Genomic DNA, 16,242 nt, shown 5'->3' with positions numbered 1-16,242 from the left:
GAGCCCCCATGACCGCGACACCCCTGACCCTCGACCTGCGCCGCGGCGACGGCCCCCCGCTCGACCCGTCGGTCGACCACGAGATCCAGGCGATCGTGGCGGGCGCGTCGCTCAACTCCACCTGCACCACCGACCTCGCCGCGGGTCCGTGGAACTTCGACACCCGCCCCGGGTACGGTCCCGGGTCGTCGATGGGCGATGTGATCCCGACGGGGTCGCCACGACAGGGCGAGCTGCCGCAGGAGTATCGCGATGCCTCCGACGAGGAGCTCGACGCGCGCGTGCGAGCCGCGAAAGCGGCCCTCGGCGACCGCGCCGTGGTGCTGGGGCACTTCTACCAGCGCGAAGAGGTCGTGCGTCACGCCGACTACGTGGGCGACTCGTTCCAGCTCGCGAACGCAGCCAAGGCCCACCCCGAGGCCGAGGCCATCGTCTTCTGCGGCGTTCACTTCATGGCCGAGACCGCCGACCTCCTCTCCCGGCCCGAGCAGGCGGTCATCCTCCCCAACCTCGCCGCCGGATGCTCGATGGCCGACATGGCCGACATCGATCAGGTCGAGGAATGCTGGGAGCAGCTCGAAGACGTCTTCGGCGACCTCGAGGCGGTCGACGCCGACGGACGCGTGCCGGTGATCCCCGTCACCTACATGAACTCCTCGGCCGCGATCAAGGGCTTCGTCGGACGCCACGGCGGCATCGTCTGCACGTCGTCGAACGCGCGCACCGTGCTCGAGTGGGCGTTCGCCCGCGGGCGCCGGGTGCTCTTCTTCCCCGACCAGCACCTCGGCCGCAACACGGCCAAGGCGATGGGCGTGCCGCTCGAGCAGATGCCGATGTGGAACCCCCGCCGCCCCCTCGGCGGCAACGACGACGCGACCCTGCTCGACAGCCGCGTGATCCTGTGGCACGGCTTCTGCTCGGTGCACCGGCGCTTCTCGGTCGAGCAGATCGACAAGGCGCGCGCCGAGCACCCGGGAGTCCGCGTGATCCTGCACCCCGAGTGCCCGATGGAGGTGGTGGATGCGGCGGATGAGGCCGGATCCACCGACTACATCCAGAAGGCCATCGCCGCCGCGACCGAGCCGACGACGTTCGCGATCGGCACCGAGGTGAACCTCGTGCAGCGTCTGGCCGCCCAGTACCCGCAGCACGAGATCTTCTGCCTCGACCCCGTCGTCTGCCCGTGCTCGACGATGTACCGCATCCACCCCGGCTACCTCGCCTGGGTGCTCGAGGCGCTGGTCGCAGGCGAGGTGCTCAATCGCATCACCGTTCCCGCGTCGGTGTCCGAACCCGCGACGGTCGCCCTCGAGCGGATGCTGGCGGCCAAGCCGTGAGCGACCTGTCGGCTGCCGCGGCGTCCCCCTCGACGGTGGTCGTGGTCGGTTCGGGCATCGCCGGGCTGACCGCGGCGTTGCACGCGCTCGAGACGGGCTGCCGTGTCACCGTCGTCACCAAGCGAGCGGTGAGCGAGTCGAACACGCGGTACGCCCAGGGCGGCATCGCCGCGGTCTGGACGCCGACCGACAGCGTCGACGACCACGCGCACGACACGCTCGTCGCCGGCGCGGGCCTGAACGACGAGATCGCGGTGCGCACGCTCGTCACCGAGGGCCCCGCTCGTGTCGAAGAACTCATCGCCCGCGGCGTGGCCTTCGACCGCGACCCCGACGGCACGGTGAGCGCCGGGCTCGAGGCCGCGCACTCCGCCCCCCGCGTGCTGCACGCCGGCGGCGACGCCACGGGCGCGGCCATCGAGGCGGCGCTCGTCGCACGGATCCGCGAGAGCGCGGCGACGCTCGTCGAGCACGCGCTCGTCACCGACCTCGCCCTCGATCGCGGTCGTGTCGTGGGTGTCGAGATCCTCCACGACGGCGAGCGCCGCGTGATCGCCGCAGACGCGGTCGTGCTCGCCACCGGCGGCGCAGGGCAGCTGTACGCCCACACCACCAACCCGTCGGTGGCGACCGGTGACGGGATCGCGCTCGCCCTCCGCGCCGGCGCAGCGGTGGCCGACCTCGAGTTCGTGCAGTTCCACCCGACCGTCCTGCCGGGGCGCGCGGGCCTCGCCGGCGACGCCGCCGCGCCGTTCCTCATCTCCGAGGCCGTGCGCGGCGAGGGCGCGGTGCTCCGCGACGCGACGGGACGCCGGTTCGCCTTCGACGCGCACCCCGACGGCGAGCTGGCCCCGCGCGACGTGGTGGCGCGCGCGATCGACCGCGCGATGGCGGCCCAGCACGACGCACCCGTCGTGCTCGACGCCACCGCGCTCGGGGCGGAGTTCCTCGCACGGCGCTTCCCGACCATCGACCGCACCGTCCGCGAACGCGGCTACGACTGGTCGCGCGAGCCCATCCCCGTCACTCCCGCCGCGCACTACCTCATGGGCGGCGTCGTCACCGACCTCGACGGCCGCACGACCGTGCCCGGCCTGTACGCGGCGGGCGAAGCCGCGCGCACCGGGGTGCACGGCGCGAACCGACTCGCGTCGAACTCGCTCCTCGAGGGCGCGGTGTTCGGTGCGCGGGTGGGCGACGCGGTCGGCGCCGACGCGGCATCCGGTCGGTGGCCCGTCCCCGCAGCACTCCCCTCGCCTCTCCTCGAGCCGCCCATGACCGCTCGCACCGAACCGTTCTCGCGCGCCGCGCTGCAGCGGCTGATGTGGGCGGATGCTGCGCTCACCCGTACCGCCGAAGGTCTCGGCCGCGCCGCATCCGTGCTGGCCGCCTGGTCTGCCGCACCGCGCACGGCTCGCACCGTCGCCGACCACGAAGACGCGCACCTGCTGCTCGTCGCCGCGCACGTCGTCGACGCCGCCCGCCGCCGCCCCCTGTCGGTCGGAGCCCACCACCGCGCCGACGGCGCGACCCCGGGCACGCGGCGCCCCGCCGCAGCGTCGCACGCTCCCCTGCGGCGCGTTCTCGAAGGGATCAACGCATGATGAACCGCGCCCGGATCGACCGCGTGGTCGCCGCCGCCCTCGACGAGGACGCCCCCTGGGGCGACCTCACCAGCGAGAGCCTCATTCCCGAGACGGCCACGGCACGGGCCGACCTCGTCGCTCGGGAGAGCGGGGTCTTCAGCGGGGGCGAGGTGTTCGCCGCGGCGTTCCGGCTGACCGACGACCGCATCGCCGTCGAGCTGCTCATCGACGACGGGGCGGTCTTCGCGCCCGGCGACGTGCTCGCCCGGGTGACAGGACCCGCCCGCGGCGTGCTGACCGCCGAGCGGATCGGGCTCAACTTCACCCAGCGGATGTCGGGGATCGCGACCCTCACCGCCGCCTACGTCGCCGAGGTCGCCCACACGGGCGCGCGCATCGTCGACACCCGCAAGACGACGCCCGGGCTCCGCGCGTTCGAACGGCACGCGGTGCGCAGTGGCGGCGGTCACAACCACCGCTTCTCGCTGTCCGACGCGGTCATGGCGAAGGACAACCACCTCGCCGTCCTCACGGCGACGGGACTGTCGGTCACCGCCGCACTGCAGGGCGCGATCGCCCGTCTCCCCCACACCACGCACGTGGAGGTCGAGGTCGACCGGCTCGACCAGATCGATGCGGTGCTCGCCGCGGGGATCGGAACGATCATGCTCGACAACTTCTCACTCGACGACCTGCGCGCCGGTGTCGAGCGGGTAGCGGGCCGTGTCACGGTCGAAGCATCCGGCGGAGTGAACCTCGAGACGGTGCGGGCGATCGCCGAGACGGGCGTCGACGTCATCTCGGTGGGGGCCCTCACCCACTCCGCGCGCGCGCTCGACCTCGGACTCGACATCGCCATCGACGCGGGCTGATCCGTGCGGTATCTCGACAACGCCGCGACCACCCCGGTGCGCACCGAGGTTCTCGAGGCGATGATGCCGTTCCTGACCCGCTGGTTCGGCAACCCGTCGAGCCACCACACAGTGGGCGAGGCCGCGGCATCCGCCCTCGACGACGCGCGCTCGCGGGTCGCGGCCGTTCTCGGCATGCGGCGCGGCGATGTCGTCTTCACCTCCGGCGGCACGGAGGCGAACAATCTCGCACTCAAGGGGATCGCGATCGCGGCGCAGGCGAACCGCGGCGCGGGGCGTGTCGTGACGACACCGATCGAGCACGAGTCGATCCTGCAGTCGGCCGACTACCTGCGTCGGATCCACCGATTCGAGGTCGACGTGCTGCCCGTCGACGCGACCGGCCTCGTCGACGCGGCAGATCTCGCCGCCGCGATCGCCGATGACACCGCGCTCGTGTCGATCGGCTACGCGAACAACGAGATCGGCACGATCCAGGATGCTGCGGCCCTCGCCGCCGCAACGCGGGCGCGCGGGGTCCCTCTGCACCTCGACGCCGTGCAGGCGGCCGGCTGGCTGCCCCTGCGAGATCTCGGCGCCGATGCCCTCACGATCGCCGGCCACAAGCTCGGGGCGCCGAAGGGTACGGGCGTGCTCGCCGTGCGCGGGCGCATCCCGCTCGAGCCGCTCATGCACGGCGGCGGCCAGGAGCGCGGCCGCCGGTCGGGCACCGAAGACGTCGCGGGTGCGGTCGCGATCGCCACCGCGCTCGAGCTCGCCGAGGCCGAACGCGAGGAGTCCGCCGCCCGAGTGGGCGCGTTCCGCGACGCGTTCGTCGCCCGGGTGCTCGCGACGGTCCCCCGGGCCGCCCTCACCGGGCATCCCGCGAGGCGCCTTCCCGGCACGGCGAGCTTCGTCTTCCCCGGAACCAGCGGCGAGGCGATCCTGCTCGAGCTCGAGAGGCGCGGGGTCGTCTCCTCCAGCGGGTCGGCGTGCGCGGCCGGCAGCGACGATCCGTCGCACGTGCTGACCGCGCTCGGCCTCGGCGCAGACGTTGCCCGGACGGCGGTGCGGTTCACCTTCCCGCACGACCTGAGCGCCCCTCTCGATGACGTCGCCGACGCCCTCGCCGCCTCCGTGGCGGCCGTAGGATCGGCGCCGTGAGCGACCCCGCCATCACGATCGTCGTCCCCGGCTACGACGTGGCCGAGTACGCCGCCGACGCGCTCGACTCTCTGCGCGGCCAGACCCGCGGCGACTGGACGGCCGTGCTCGTCGACGACGGATCGACCGACGGCACCGCGGCGATCTTCCGTGCCGCCGCCGACGCCGACCCCCGCTTCCGCGTCGTCACGCACACGCATCAGCGCGGGCTCGGCGCCGCGCGCAACGCCGGGCTCGACCTCGTCGACACGCCCTTCCTCGGCTTCCTCGACGCCGACGACGTGCTGACACCGGCGGCGCTCGAGACGCTCCTCGACACGCTCGACGCCTCCGGCAGCGACTTCGCCGCGGGCGCGTACGTGCGGCTGAGGCCCGACGACGAAGGACACTACCGCCCCGGGGCCGTTCAGTCGTGGGTGGCGGCGGCGACCGACCCCGCGCGCGCCGGTACGACGCTCGAGGCGCACCCCGCAGCATCCGGCAACATCGTGGCGTGGTCGAAGGTCAGCCGCACCGACTTCTGGCACCGCACCGGACTGCGCTTCCCGGAGGGACGCCTGTACGAAGACCAGGTCGTCGCACAGCTGATGTACACCCGGGCCCGCGCGTTCGACGTCGTACCCGAGGTCGTCGTCCACTGGCGTCAGCGTGCCGACGGCTCATCGATCACGCAGCGCACGGCCCGCCTCGACGTGCTGACCGACTACCTCGAGGCGCTGCGGGCCGGCATCGGGATCCTCGATGCTGCGGGCCACACTGCCGCCGTCGCCGAGCGTGTGCGTCTCGTGCGTGCGATGGATCTGCCCCCGCTACGCGAGATCGCCCGCAGCCACCCCGACGACGCCTACCGCCAAGCGGTGGAGGATTTCGAACACGGCCTCGCCGCCCTCTCGCGCTGAGTTGCCGCAATCCGGGCCCTCCCGCGCGGGGTAAGCCCAGATCGCGGCAACTCGGCGAATCGGGCTCGCCTCCCCAGGTCGTCGGGCGGGCCGGGTCGTCCACAACGGGGGGCGGATGCGGCGCGGTACGGCGCGTGCGCGGGAGGCTGGCCGCATGCCCGCCGCACCGAGACCGCTGCCGCCGGGGCTCCGCGGCGCCCCCTTCACGGTCGCCGACGCGCGACGGCACGGGGTGTCGCCCGACCGGCTGCGCGCCTCCGACCTCGCCGCTCCCTTCTACGGGGTGCGCACGGGTGTCGGCGAGCCCTCACTGATCGAACGGTGTCGCGCCAGGGCGACCCGGCTTCCGCACTTCGCCGCCTTCAGCCACACGACCGCCGCCGGTCTGCACGGCCTCCCCCTGCCGCCGGAGACGACGCGCCAGTCCGACCTCCACATCAGCGTTCCCCGCGGAGCACGCGCGCCACGCGGCTCCGGCACGATCGGCCACCAGGTCTCGTGCCGTCGTGACGACGCCGACCGGCGCCACGGGGTGCTCTGCACGACGCCGGCCCGCACCTTCTGCGATCTCGCCGCCGTCCTGAGGCTCGGAGAGCTGGTCGCGGTCGGCGACGCCGTGCTGCACCGGCGTCTCGCGACGATCGCCGACCTCGCAGCCGCCGCCGGAGCGTGGCCGGGCCGGCGCGGACGACCCCGTCTCGACGCCGCCCTCGAGCTCCTCGACGGTCGCGCCGAGTCGCCGAAGGAGTCGGAGCTGCGGATCGTCCTCCACGAGGCGGGCTTACTGCTCCCGGAGGTGAATCACGTCGTGCGTGATGGCGCAGGGCGGTTCGTGGCCCGGGTCGACCTCGCCTACCCCGAGCGGAAGATCGCCATCGAGTACGAGGGCGACTACCACCGCGACAGGGACCAGTGGCGCAGAGACATCGCGCGCCGCCGTCGCCTCGAGGCGCTGGGCTGGACCGTGCTGCAGGTTACCCAGCGGGATCTCCAGGACCCCACCGGGTTCCTGTCCGACCTGTCCGCCGCCCTCTCGCGCTGAGTTGCCGCAACTCGGGGTCACCCTGCCGGGTAAGGCCCCGAGTTGCGGCAACTCATGCGCTCAGCCGAGCGCCGTCAGGGTCAGCGTGCCGCGGTAGGTGCCGTCGGCGACCTCGGCGGGCAGCTTGAACAGCAGGTCGGCGCCCAGTCGCGCCGAGCCCGTCGCGTGCCCGGAGTCGGCCGAGCCGAGCGTCGCCGACACGCCGAGTCCGGTGCCCCCGTCGAGCGCGGGCGCCACGGCGGCACCGGCACGGGCACCCGCGCCTGGTTCGACGATCTTCGGGGTCCATCCGAGGTGCTCCGCGCCGAACGTGCCGGCGGTGCCGGTGAAGTCGGTGACCTGGCCCGACAGCGACCACGCTCCGGCCGTGCGGCGGGTGTCGGTCACGCGGATCGGGTGGATCTCGCCCGTCGCCTGGAAGTACCCCGGCCCCTGCACGGCCTCGCCCAGGTCGACGGTGTCGTTCGACCCGTCGATGCTCCAGACGAACTCGCCCTCCGAGATCTGCGGCACAGCGACCTGCACCTGCTGCGAGGCCGTCGACGGCCCGGAGGCGACCGCCTCGTCCACGGCCCGGAGCACCGGGCGACCCTTGTCGGTGTCGAACTCCCACACCTCCGAGAAGTCCCACCCGATCGCCTCGTACGTCGAGGCGGTGGCGAGCTCCTGCGCGGTGCGGTCGGCGCCGTTGCGGTTGCCCGCGGTGCCACCGGTCACGGCAGCCCCGTTGACCTGAGCCGTCGCGAGCGCGAGGTTGTCGCTGTAGGTGGGCACGCCGTTCTCGCGGGCCACGATGCGGGCCCGCGGAGCGTTCGCCGTGGTGATCGACCCGCTCACGACGACGTTGCCGCGCACCTGGGTGCCCGAGTAGCCGTAGCCGGTGAGGATGCCGCCGTTCTGCACCTCGGCGCGCACGTCGGCGCCGACGACATAGTTCTTCGTCAGCACGCCCGCCGCGGAGTTCCACGCGACAAGGCCGCCCGCCTCCCAGTTCGATACGACCTTCGCGTCCACGGTGTAGCTCGAGCGCACCTCACCGGTGTTCTCGGCCGCGATCGGCGCCGTCCGCCATCCGCCCGTGACCTCGGCGCCCCGCACGAAGACCTCGTCGATCAGACCCGCGTTGGCGACGGCGACCACGGCGACGCGTGTGCTCTGCACGTACGGTGCGGCGACCGTCGAGACCGGATCGACGAACCCCAGCCGGCGGATCACGCCCGAGTTGTTGAGGATGAACGCCTTCGACGCACCGCCCTCGACCTCGAGGCCGACGATCTTGTGACCGTTGCCGTCGATGGTGCCGAGGAACGACGGCACCGGGGTCCAGGGCTTGGTGAGGGTGATGTCGGCGGTGAGCGTGAAGGTGGCCATCGGATGCTGCGCGATGAGCGCGAGGTCGGCCTCGTCGTCGATCGTGTAGCCGTTCGTCCCGCCCTCGCCGAGCGGGTTGTCGATCGCCCCGGTCGTGATGCGGGCGACGAAGCCCCCGCCGTTGCGCACCGCTGCGGTGAGCGTCGACGCGCTGTCGACCTGCGACACCGTGCGGCTCATCGCGGAGGATGTGCTCTTGTCCGCGTAGACGTCGGCGTTATAGGTCGTGCCCGACGGCAGGAAGTCGAGCGGGATCGACATCTCACCGCCGGCGCTTGCCCCCGCCGTCACGGCGATCCAGAACTCCCCGTCCGAGGTCTCGCGCACGACCGCGGTGGTCGCGCCGATCGCGCTCTGCGGCAGCATCCGGCTCTGCTTCCACGTGGTCGGCAGGTTCGCGATGACGTCGCCGACGAGGTCGTGGTACTGCCCGCCGGGAGCGAGGTGGTCGGGGCGCTCCGAGAGCTGCAGATACGGCATCGAGTAGACGACCGTGGAAGCGAGCTGGTGCGCCCAGGTGACGTTGCCACCCGATCCCGACAGCAGGAACGGCGTGTAGTCGGCGGTGCCGGCGATCAGGCGCGTGAACGGCGCGAGGGTCTGCTGGTTCGCGCTGTAGCCCGACTGAAGGCCCTTGATCGCTTCGCGCCCGAGCTCGTTGGGATAGGTGCGGTTGAGACCCGTCGGCTCGAGCGGGTTGTGATAGATCACCATGAGCTTGCGAGCCGCGGAGTCGCGGGCGAAGTCGCGGAAGAAGGTGACCTTGGTCTCGGTCTCTTCGTTGGTGTGGTCGACCTTCGTGCCGGCGATGCCCGTCGCCCGCACCAGGTCGAGGTAGGCCTCGCGCAGGTCGGGGTTCTGCAGGCTCACCTGCGGGTAGGGGCTTGCCGAGTCGTACGTGACACCGGCGGTGAACGTGCTGTCGACGCCGGCCGCTCTGTCGTAGTCGGTCCACAGCCACACCGAGACCGGGAACGCCTTCGCCTTCCCGCGCTCGACGAGGGCCGCGATGTTCGCGAACCGCTGGGCGGTGGTCGACCCCCACGAGGAGTGCGTGAGGTTTCCCTCGATGAGGATCCCGGGGATGCGGGCGTCGGATGCGGCGTCGAGGAGCGCCTGCATGCCGGTGACGCTCTGATCGTTGGTCGTCAGCGTCGACCAGGCGTTCGTGCCGGGTTCGATCCAGCTCGTGTCGCCGCCCGGGAACACCGACGTGTCGATCGCCGGGTTCACGGCGGTGACGATGTCGGAGTTGGTGAAGTCGGTCAGGTTGTCGGCGATCGTGATGACACGGAACGGCGAGTGCGGGCTCTCGGCCTTCACGGCGAACGTGCCCTGCCCGTTGTCGGTCGCCCAGTAGTAGGTCGAGATGACGCCGCTCCGGGTGGTCTTCAACGCGATCGCGGGCCAGTCGAGGATGTTCGCCTCGGTGATGTTGGCGACGTGCCCGTCGGGGGTCTCCACCGTGGGCAGCACCGTGATGTCGCGGTCGCCGGCGGCATCGAAGCTCGACCGGGCGAAGCTGTTCTGCAGGTCGTCGATGGTGCTCGCCGTGACCGCCTGGTAGGTCAGGGTCGACGCCGGGTCGAACGAGAACGCCGTGTCTTCGCGCGAGACGACCGCGCCGACCAGGGAGGGGTCGAGCACGTAGCGGACGGCGACGCCGGTATCGAAGACGCGAACCTCGACCGAGACGAGCGACCCGTCGCCCTTGCGCAGCGGGAGCACGCTGGTGTTGCGGTGGTCGCGTCCGGTGTCGTTCAGGCCCATCAACGGGTACGACTCATCGGTCGTCGAGGTGACGGCGGTGCCGAGAGAGACGCCCTGGCCCCAATCGATGCCGTCGACGACCAGGCCGAGGGCGGAGTCGCGAACGATCGTGCTGCCGTCCTGCGTGACGGAGTAGGTGAGGTCTCCCGCGGCGTCGGTGCGCACCGTGGCGACGGTCTTGCCGTCGGGACTGGTCACGGCGGAGGACGACGTGAGGTCGGCGACCGTCGGGGTCGGGGTGGGGGTGGGGGTGGGCGTGGGCGTCGAGACGACGGGCGCCGCCTTCTCGGCGACTCCTCCGAGGTGCGGGCGCAGCGTCGCCGCATCCATCCGCCAGGTCGACGTGAAGTCCCAGCCGATGCTCTCGAACGTCGACTGCTGGGTCAGCTCGGCGGAGGTCTTCGACAGGCCCTGTCGGTCGGCGGCGGTGCCGGTGACCGTCACGCCCGCCGTGCCCGTGGTCAGACGGATCGAATCGAGCGCGAGGTTGTCGGCGTAGGTCGCACCGCGGCTGCCGACGCTGGTGTTGTTCTGACCGTTGATGCGACCGATGTTGTTGGCGGACTGGCCAGACCCCTGAGTGACCGAGCCGTCGAGGGCGACCGCGCCGCGGATGGTGGCCGTGCTGTAGCTGTAGCCGGCGATCATGCCGATGTTGCGGGTCGCGGTCGACACGGTGCCGCTGACGTAGACGTTCGTGATCTTCTCGACGCCGGCGTTGTCGTTGCGTGCGGTGATTCCGCCCGCCTCCCAGCCCGAGACGACCGACCCGCGGAAGTAGCTGTTCTGGATGGTTCCGCCACCCATGTTGTCGGCGACGAGGCCGCCCGTACGCCACCCGCCGTCCACCGAACCGAGGGCGTAGACCTGGTCGATGAGTCCGTAGTTGTGAGCGGCCACCGTGGCCTTCTTGGTCGCGGTCGTCTGCGACTCGGCCGCGCTGGTTCCCGTGATCGAGACCTGGCTGAAGCCGATGCGCTCGACCGTGCCGCGCTGCGCGTTGATGAGGGCCGCGGTCTTGTTGACGCCGTTGGACGCCTGGTAGGCGGCCGACGTCGAGTAGTCGATCGAGAGTCCGAAGACCGTGTGTCCGGCGCCGTCGAGCACACCGGCGAAGCTGTTGATCATCGGCACCGGTGCGGTGAGGGCGATGTCGGCGCCGAGCTCGTAGTGCGCGGCGGCGGCCCCCGTTCCGGCCGTGTCGGCGTTGACGCTCTGGATGAAGGTCGAGAACTCCGCCGCGTCGTCGATGACGTAGGGGGCCTCGGCCGTTCCGGAGCCCTCGAGAGCGGATGCGGCACCCCCGGCGAGGGTTGCGACCAGAACCCCGGCGACGACCACCGCAGCGGTGGCACCTCCACCGAGGAGAAGCGGAAGCCGACGCTTCGGGGCGGCGAGCAGAAGAGGCATGGTTCTCCCTGGCTGGCGGGCGTGCGCGCACGGCGCGTCCGCGGAGACGGTGTGTTCGGGCACCGTCACCGTCCCGCGGCGCAGAGAACGGGCGATGTGCGCGAAGGTGAACGAGACCTCGCGCGCGAACGAACACTCCGCGTGCCCGGGTCGCCGAGGTGCCGTGAGTCGGGGTCTCCGGCGCGCATCTCACCCCGGCTCGCGACAGCTGAATCGGTGTCAGCTGAACGTCAGCCCGCCGTCTGCTCCTCGGTCAGCACGCGGGTCGCTGCCAGCTGCTCGGCGGCGAGGCTCGCATACAGGCCGCCCGCGGCGAGGAGCTGCGAGTGGGTGCCCGACTCCACGATCCGTCCGTCGTCGACGACGTGGATCACGTCGGCACCGATCACCGTCGACAGGCGATGGGCGACGGTGAGCGTCGTGCGGCCGCGGGCCGCAGCATCCAATGCCTCCTGCACGATGCGCTCCGAGACGGTGTCGAGCGCGCTCGTCGCCTCGTCGAGAAGGAGGACGGGCGGATCTTTCAGCAGCACGCGCGCGATGGCGATGCGCTGCTTCTCTCCGCCCGACAGCCGGTAGCCCCGCTCGCCGACCACCGTGTCGTAACCGTTCTCGAACCCGGCGATCACGTGGTGGATGTTCGCCGATCGGCAGGCGGCCTCGAGCTCGGCGTCGGTCGCATCGGGCCGGGCGTAGCGGAGGTTCTCGCGGATCGTGGCGTGGAAGAGATAGGTCTCCTGCGACACGATTCCGATCTGGTCGATCACCGACTCGGCGCGCAGGTCGCGCACGTCGGCCCCGGCGAACACCACCGCACCCCCGGACGCCTCGTACATGCGCGGTGCGAGGTAGAGGATCGTCGTCTTGCCGGCCCCCGACGGGCCGACGAACGCCACGTGCCGCCCGGGCTCGGCCACGAACGACACCCCGTCGAGGGTGGGACGCGCGGCCTCTGCCGCATCGGGGTAGCGGAACTGCACATCACGGAACTCGAGGCGCCCGAGCGGCCCCGGGGCCTGCGTGACGTCGATCGCGTCGGGCTTGTCGGTGATCGCGGGAACCAGGTCGAGGTATTCGAAGATGCGGGCGAACAGAGCCGCCGACGTCTGCAGATCGAGGGCCACGCGCATGAGTCCCATCAGCGGCATGAGCAATCGCGCCTGCACGGTGGTGAAGGCGACGATCGTTCCCGCCGTGACCGTTCCGCCATCGCCGCCGGTGACGAGGAACCCCGCCACGAGATAGATCACGGCCGGCACGCTCGCCATGAGCACCTGCACGACGGCGAAGAACCCCTGCCCGCTCATCGCGCGGCGCACCTGCAGGCGCACCTGGTTGGTGTTCTCGTTGGCGAACCGCCCCGACTCGGCGCGTTGGCGGTTGAACGACTTCGACAACAGGATGCCCGAGACGCTGAGCGTCTCCTGCGTGATGGAGGTGAGCTCCGACAGCGACTCCTGGGTCTCGCCCGCGATGCGCGCCCGCACCTGGCCGACCCGCCGCTGCACCAGCACGAGGATCGGCATCATCACCACGGCGATGAGGGTCAGCCGCCAGTCGATGAGCACCATGGCCACGAGTGAGGCGACGACCGTGACGGTATTGCCCAGGATGCTGGTGACCGTGTTCGTCAGCACGCCGGAGACTCCCCCGACGTCGTTCTGGAGGCGCGACTGGATCACTCCGGTCTTGGTGCGGGTGAAGAAGCCGAGCTCCATCGCCTGCAGGTGGTCGAAGAGCCGCAGGCGCAGGTCTCCTGTCACCGCGTTGCCCACGGTGGCGGTGAGCCACGTCTGACCGACGCCGAGCACCGCCGAGAGCAGGAAGAACGCGATCATCAGCACGACGAGCCGCACGAGCACCGGGATGTCGGGCGGCCCCCCGGCGACGGGGAACAGGCCGTCGTCGAAGATGCGCTGCACCAGCAGCGGCGGCACGACCGCGACGGCGGCGCCGAGAACGACCAGGAGCGCCGTGATCGCGATGCGCCACCGGTAGGGGCGGAAGAGCGCGACCACCCGGCTGCCGAGGTTCGTCACCCGTGGGGCATCGGCGTTGCGCTTTCGCTGCGCCTCGATGTCGACGCCGCGGAATCCGACGCCGCCTGCCATGCTCATGCCGGTCAGCCTACGTCCGCCCGCCGACACCGGGCCCGGGATGCGCACCGCCGATCGAGATTGTTCGCCGTCGAGGGAATGCCGCGCCGTCGACCGACGTTACGGAGTTGGTGCCACCGGTCCGGTGGCGACCAGCGCCCCGATTGCACGATGAGGAGCCACCTATGGCCGCCCCCGCCACCGACAGCATCCGACAGCCCCAGTCCGCCACGTCCGCGTCGGGCGTCTCACCCGAGCAGAGCCGGGTCATCTGGCTTCTCCTGGTCGCCGCGTTCGTGGCGATCCTCAACGAGACCACGATGGGCGTGGCGATTCCCGCCCTCATCGAGGATCTCGGCATCACCGCGGTCGCCGCGCAGTGGCTGACGACCGCGTTCATGCTGACCATGGCCGTGATCATCCCCATCAGCGGATTCCTTCTGCGACGCTTCAGCACGCGCCAGATGTTCATCGCCGCGATGTCCCTCTTCTCGACCGGAACCCTCGTCGCCTTCCTCTCGGTCGGCTTCCCGATGCTGCTCGCCGCGCGTGTCATCCAGGCCTCGGGCACGGCGATCATGATGCCGCTGCTCATGACCACCCTGATGACGGTCGTTCCTCCGCACCTGCGCGGCCGCATGATGGGCCGGGTCAGCATCGTCATCTCGTTGGCGCCCGCGATCGGTCCCACCGTGTCCGGCTTCGTCGTCGACACGATCGGGTGGCACTGGAACTTCGGCCTCGTGCTGCCCATCGCCCTCGTCTCGCTCGCCATCGGCGCCACCTGGATCCGCAACATCTCCGAGACCGAGCACAACCGCATCGACATCCTCTCGGTGGTGCTGTCGGCGATCGGTTTCGGCGGCATCGTCTTCGGCCTCAGCCAGCTGGGCGGCGGCGGCCACGGCGAGGCGGATGCGGCGAGCGAACCCTCGTCTCCGCTGGTGCTCATCGTCGCCCTCGTCGGCGGCGCCATCGCCCTCGTGCTCTTCGGCTGGCGGCAGCTCCGTCTCCAGCGAACCGACGACGCACTGCTCGATTTGCGCGTGTTCCGGGTGCGCAACTTCTCTCTGGCCGTCGCCCAGCTCGGCGTCATGTCGCTGGCGTTCTTCGGCACCATCACGCTGCTTCCGCTGTACCTGCAGCAGGGACTGGGGCTGAACGCCGCCGAGAGCGGACTGGTGCTCCTCCCGGGCGCGCTCGCGATGGGTCTGGCCGGTCCGGTCATCGGCCGCATCTACGACCGCCGCGGCACGAAGGTGCTCCTCGTCCCCGGCGCCATCCTGGTGAGCGCGATGCTGTGGGCGTACGCTCTGCTGAGCACCACCACGACGCCGATCTGGATGGTCGTGATCATGCAGACGCTGCTCTCGCTCGGTCTGGCGCTGTCTTTCACCCCGCTGATCACCGCCTCGCTCGGCTCTCTTCAGCCTCGCCAGTACTCGTACGGCTCGGCCGTCGTCAACACACTGCAGCAGGTCGCGGGGGCAGCCGGCATCTCGATCCTCATCACGACCATGGCATCGGTCATGGTCGCGTCGACCGAGACCGCCGCGGCCGCCGAGGCCGCGGGCGCGCGGGGTGCATTCCTCGTCGCCGCGATCATCTCGCTGCCGCTGCTGGTGGGCGCGTTCCTCATCAAGAAGCCGGCCGACGCCCCGGCGGAACTACCGCTGGCACACTGACGGCCCTCGGCCCGCTCGGGCTCGGTCGCCTGTCCTCGCGCAGACGACCGAGCCCGATCTCTCGCCGCAGACCGTTTTCGTCACGCCCCGCACACCGAGCGCAGGCCCCAGACCTCACCCCGGAATGGGCACTCCCCCTGTCTGGCACGTCGGGCAGTACTGCGCCGCGCCTTTCGAACCGGGCACGTCCTGCACGGTGCCTGCGCACACCGGGCAGGGCTCGCCGGTTCGCCCGTGCACGCGCATCGCGTCGACCTTCGCCGCTTTCTGCCCGGAGGGCAGGATGCCTCGGCGAGCCGTGACCGCCTCACGCAGAACCTCGACGACCGCAGCGAACAGCCGGTCTCGGTCGTCGTCGCTCAGATCGACCGCGTGCGCGACGGGCGACAGCTTCGCGACGTGGAGGATCTCGTCGGAGTAGGCGCCCCCGATGCCGGCGATGGACTCCTGCTCCTGCAGGAGGGCGCGGATCTGCTTGCGCCTCGAGCCGAGGGCGGAATCGAGCTGTGCGCGAGAGTAGGTCGGATCGAGGGGATCCGGACCGAGCTTGGCGATGGAGGCGACGTCGCGCGCGTCGTCCACCACCGACAGCCCGAGCGACAGGAACGACCCCGCGTCGGTGACCGTGAGGGACGCACCGCCGTCGAACTCCAGGCGCGCGAGGACCGGCGCATCCGTCTGCTCGTCGAGGAGCGCCCACCCCGCGCGCCCGAAGCTGATCAGCAGCCCGGCGGCGTCGGTGGCGATCTCCACGTGCTTGCCGAAACGGTGCACCCCCGACACGGTCGCCCCGATCAGCTCGTCGAGCGGGCGGGCTCGGGTCTTCAGCGCACGGAACTCCTCGAGGTCCGCGCCGACGATCCGCTGCGCGACGAGGTGCCGGTCGAGGTACTCGGCGAGGGCCTGCACTTCCGGTGACTCGGGCATAAGAGCATCCTCCTCCTCGTTGGCGGGTGCAGTGCCCTTCGACGAGCTCAAGAGCGGCTACGCCGCGCGCACAGCGAAGCCCCGGACGCCGAGCTCGTCGAGTC

The 16,242-nt window shown here is 71.3% G+C and carries 10 protein-coding genes; 7 read left to right on the top strand and 3 right to left on the bottom strand.

Annotated elements, in window-relative coordinates; genetic code table 11:
- The first annotated feature begins 8 nt into the window (after positions 1-8).
- The 6 genes from nadA to DEA06_RS01585 all read left to right on the top strand — a co-directional run bounded on the left by nadA (position 9) and on the right by DEA06_RS01585 (position 6,879).
- Positions 9-1,337: a quinolinate synthase NadA gene (nadA, locus tag DEA06_RS01610; RefSeq protein WP_116646208.1), complete on the top strand. Its 1,329-nt coding sequence runs from the start codon at positions 9-11 to the stop codon at positions 1,335-1,337.
- Complete coding sequence (gene nadB / locus DEA06_RS01605) at positions 1,334-2,941, top strand: L-aspartate oxidase (protein ID WP_240606756.1); 1,608 nt, start codon at positions 1,334-1,336, stop codon at positions 2,939-2,941. The genes nadA and nadB overlap by 4 nt, the downstream gene beginning before the upstream one ends.
- The gene (gene nadC / locus DEA06_RS01600; protein WP_116646207.1) at positions 2,938-3,795 is read left to right on the top strand and encodes a carboxylating nicotinate-nucleotide diphosphorylase; all 858 of its coding nucleotides are present in this window, start codon (positions 2,938-2,940) and stop codon (positions 3,793-3,795) included. Before nadB ends, nadC begins: the two co-directional genes overlap by 4 nt.
- Before the next feature lie 3 nt (positions 3,796-3,798).
- Positions 3,799-4,938 (top strand): cysteine desulfurase family protein, encoded by a 1,140-nt coding sequence (locus DEA06_RS01595; protein ID WP_116646206.1) that lies wholly within the window; start codon positions 3,799-3,801, stop codon positions 4,936-4,938.
- Positions 4,935-5,837 (top strand): glycosyltransferase family 2 protein, encoded by a 903-nt coding sequence (locus tag DEA06_RS01590; protein ID WP_116646205.1) that lies wholly within the window; start codon positions 4,935-4,937, stop codon positions 5,835-5,837. The genes DEA06_RS01595 and DEA06_RS01590 overlap by 4 nt, the downstream gene beginning before the upstream one ends.
- Before the next feature lie 154 nt (positions 5,838-5,991).
- Complete coding sequence (locus tag DEA06_RS01585) at positions 5,992-6,879, top strand: DUF559 domain-containing protein (RefSeq protein ID WP_116646204.1); 888 nt, start codon at positions 5,992-5,994, stop codon at positions 6,877-6,879.
- Between the two features lie 60 nt (positions 6,880-6,939).
- Here DEA06_RS01585 and DEA06_RS01580 read toward each other — a convergent pair whose 3' ends face one another.
- Together DEA06_RS01580 and DEA06_RS01575 are read right to left on the bottom strand one after the other, a co-directional pair.
- The gene (locus DEA06_RS01580; RefSeq protein ID WP_116646203.1) at positions 6,940-11,430 is read right to left on the bottom strand and encodes a glycoside hydrolase family 97 protein; all 4,491 of its coding nucleotides are present in this window, start codon (positions 11,428-11,430) and stop codon (positions 6,940-6,942) included.
- Between the two features lie 230 nt (positions 11,431-11,660).
- Positions 11,661-13,547: an ABC transporter ATP-binding protein gene (locus tag DEA06_RS01575; protein ID WP_116646202.1), complete on the bottom strand. Its 1,887-nt coding sequence runs from the start codon at positions 13,545-13,547 to the stop codon at positions 11,661-11,663.
- Between the two features lie 164 nt (positions 13,548-13,711).
- On the opposite strand from DEA06_RS01575, the gene DEA06_RS01570 reads away from it, so the two are divergent.
- Positions 13,712-15,211 carry a DHA2 family efflux MFS transporter permease subunit gene (locus DEA06_RS01570; RefSeq protein WP_116646201.1) on the top strand — a complete coding sequence of 500 codons (1,500 nt, stop codon included), beginning with the start codon at positions 13,712-13,714 and terminating at the stop codon, positions 15,209-15,211.
- Between the two features lie 114 nt (positions 15,212-15,325).
- Here the strand turns inward: DEA06_RS01570 and DEA06_RS01565 are convergent, their stop codons facing one another.
- Entirely contained in the window at positions 15,326-16,138 is an 813-nt protein-coding gene (locus DEA06_RS01565; protein ID WP_116646200.1) for a DNA-formamidopyrimidine glycosylase family protein, read from the bottom strand.
- Positions 16,139-16,242 lie beyond the last annotated feature (104 nt).

The sequence above is a fragment of the Microbacterium sp. Gd 4-13 genome (assembly GCF_003095395.1).
Lineage (GTDB): Bacteria > Actinomycetota > Actinomycetes > Actinomycetales > Microbacteriaceae > Microbacterium.
Note: the sequence above shows the minus strand (reverse complement) of the source record. Positions and strands in the feature narration are given on the sequence as shown.

Coding starts and splice junctions, on each gene's coding strand:
- nadC (WP_116646207.1), top strand. CDS start 2,938: ATGATGAACCGCGCCCGGATCGACCGCGTGGTCGCCGCCGCCCTCGAC.
- DEA06_RS01565 (WP_116646200.1), bottom strand. CDS start 16,138: ATGCCCGAGTCACCGGAAGTGCAGGCCCTCGCCGAGTACCTCGACCGG.
- nadA (WP_116646208.1), top strand. CDS start 9: ATGACCGCGACACCCCTGACCCTCGACCTGCGCCGCGGCGACGGCCCC.
- DEA06_RS01575 (WP_116646202.1), bottom strand. CDS start 13,547: ATGAGCATGGCAGGCGGCGTCGGATTCCGCGGCGTCGACATCGAGGCG.
- DEA06_RS01570 (WP_116646201.1), top strand. CDS start 13,712: ATGGCCGCCCCCGCCACCGACAGCATCCGACAGCCCCAGTCCGCCACG.
- DEA06_RS01585 (WP_116646204.1), top strand. CDS start 5,992: ATGCCCGCCGCACCGAGACCGCTGCCGCCGGGGCTCCGCGGCGCCCCC.
- DEA06_RS01580 (WP_116646203.1), bottom strand. CDS start 11,430: ATGCCTCTTCTGCTCGCCGCCCCGAAGCGTCGGCTTCCGCTTCTCCTC.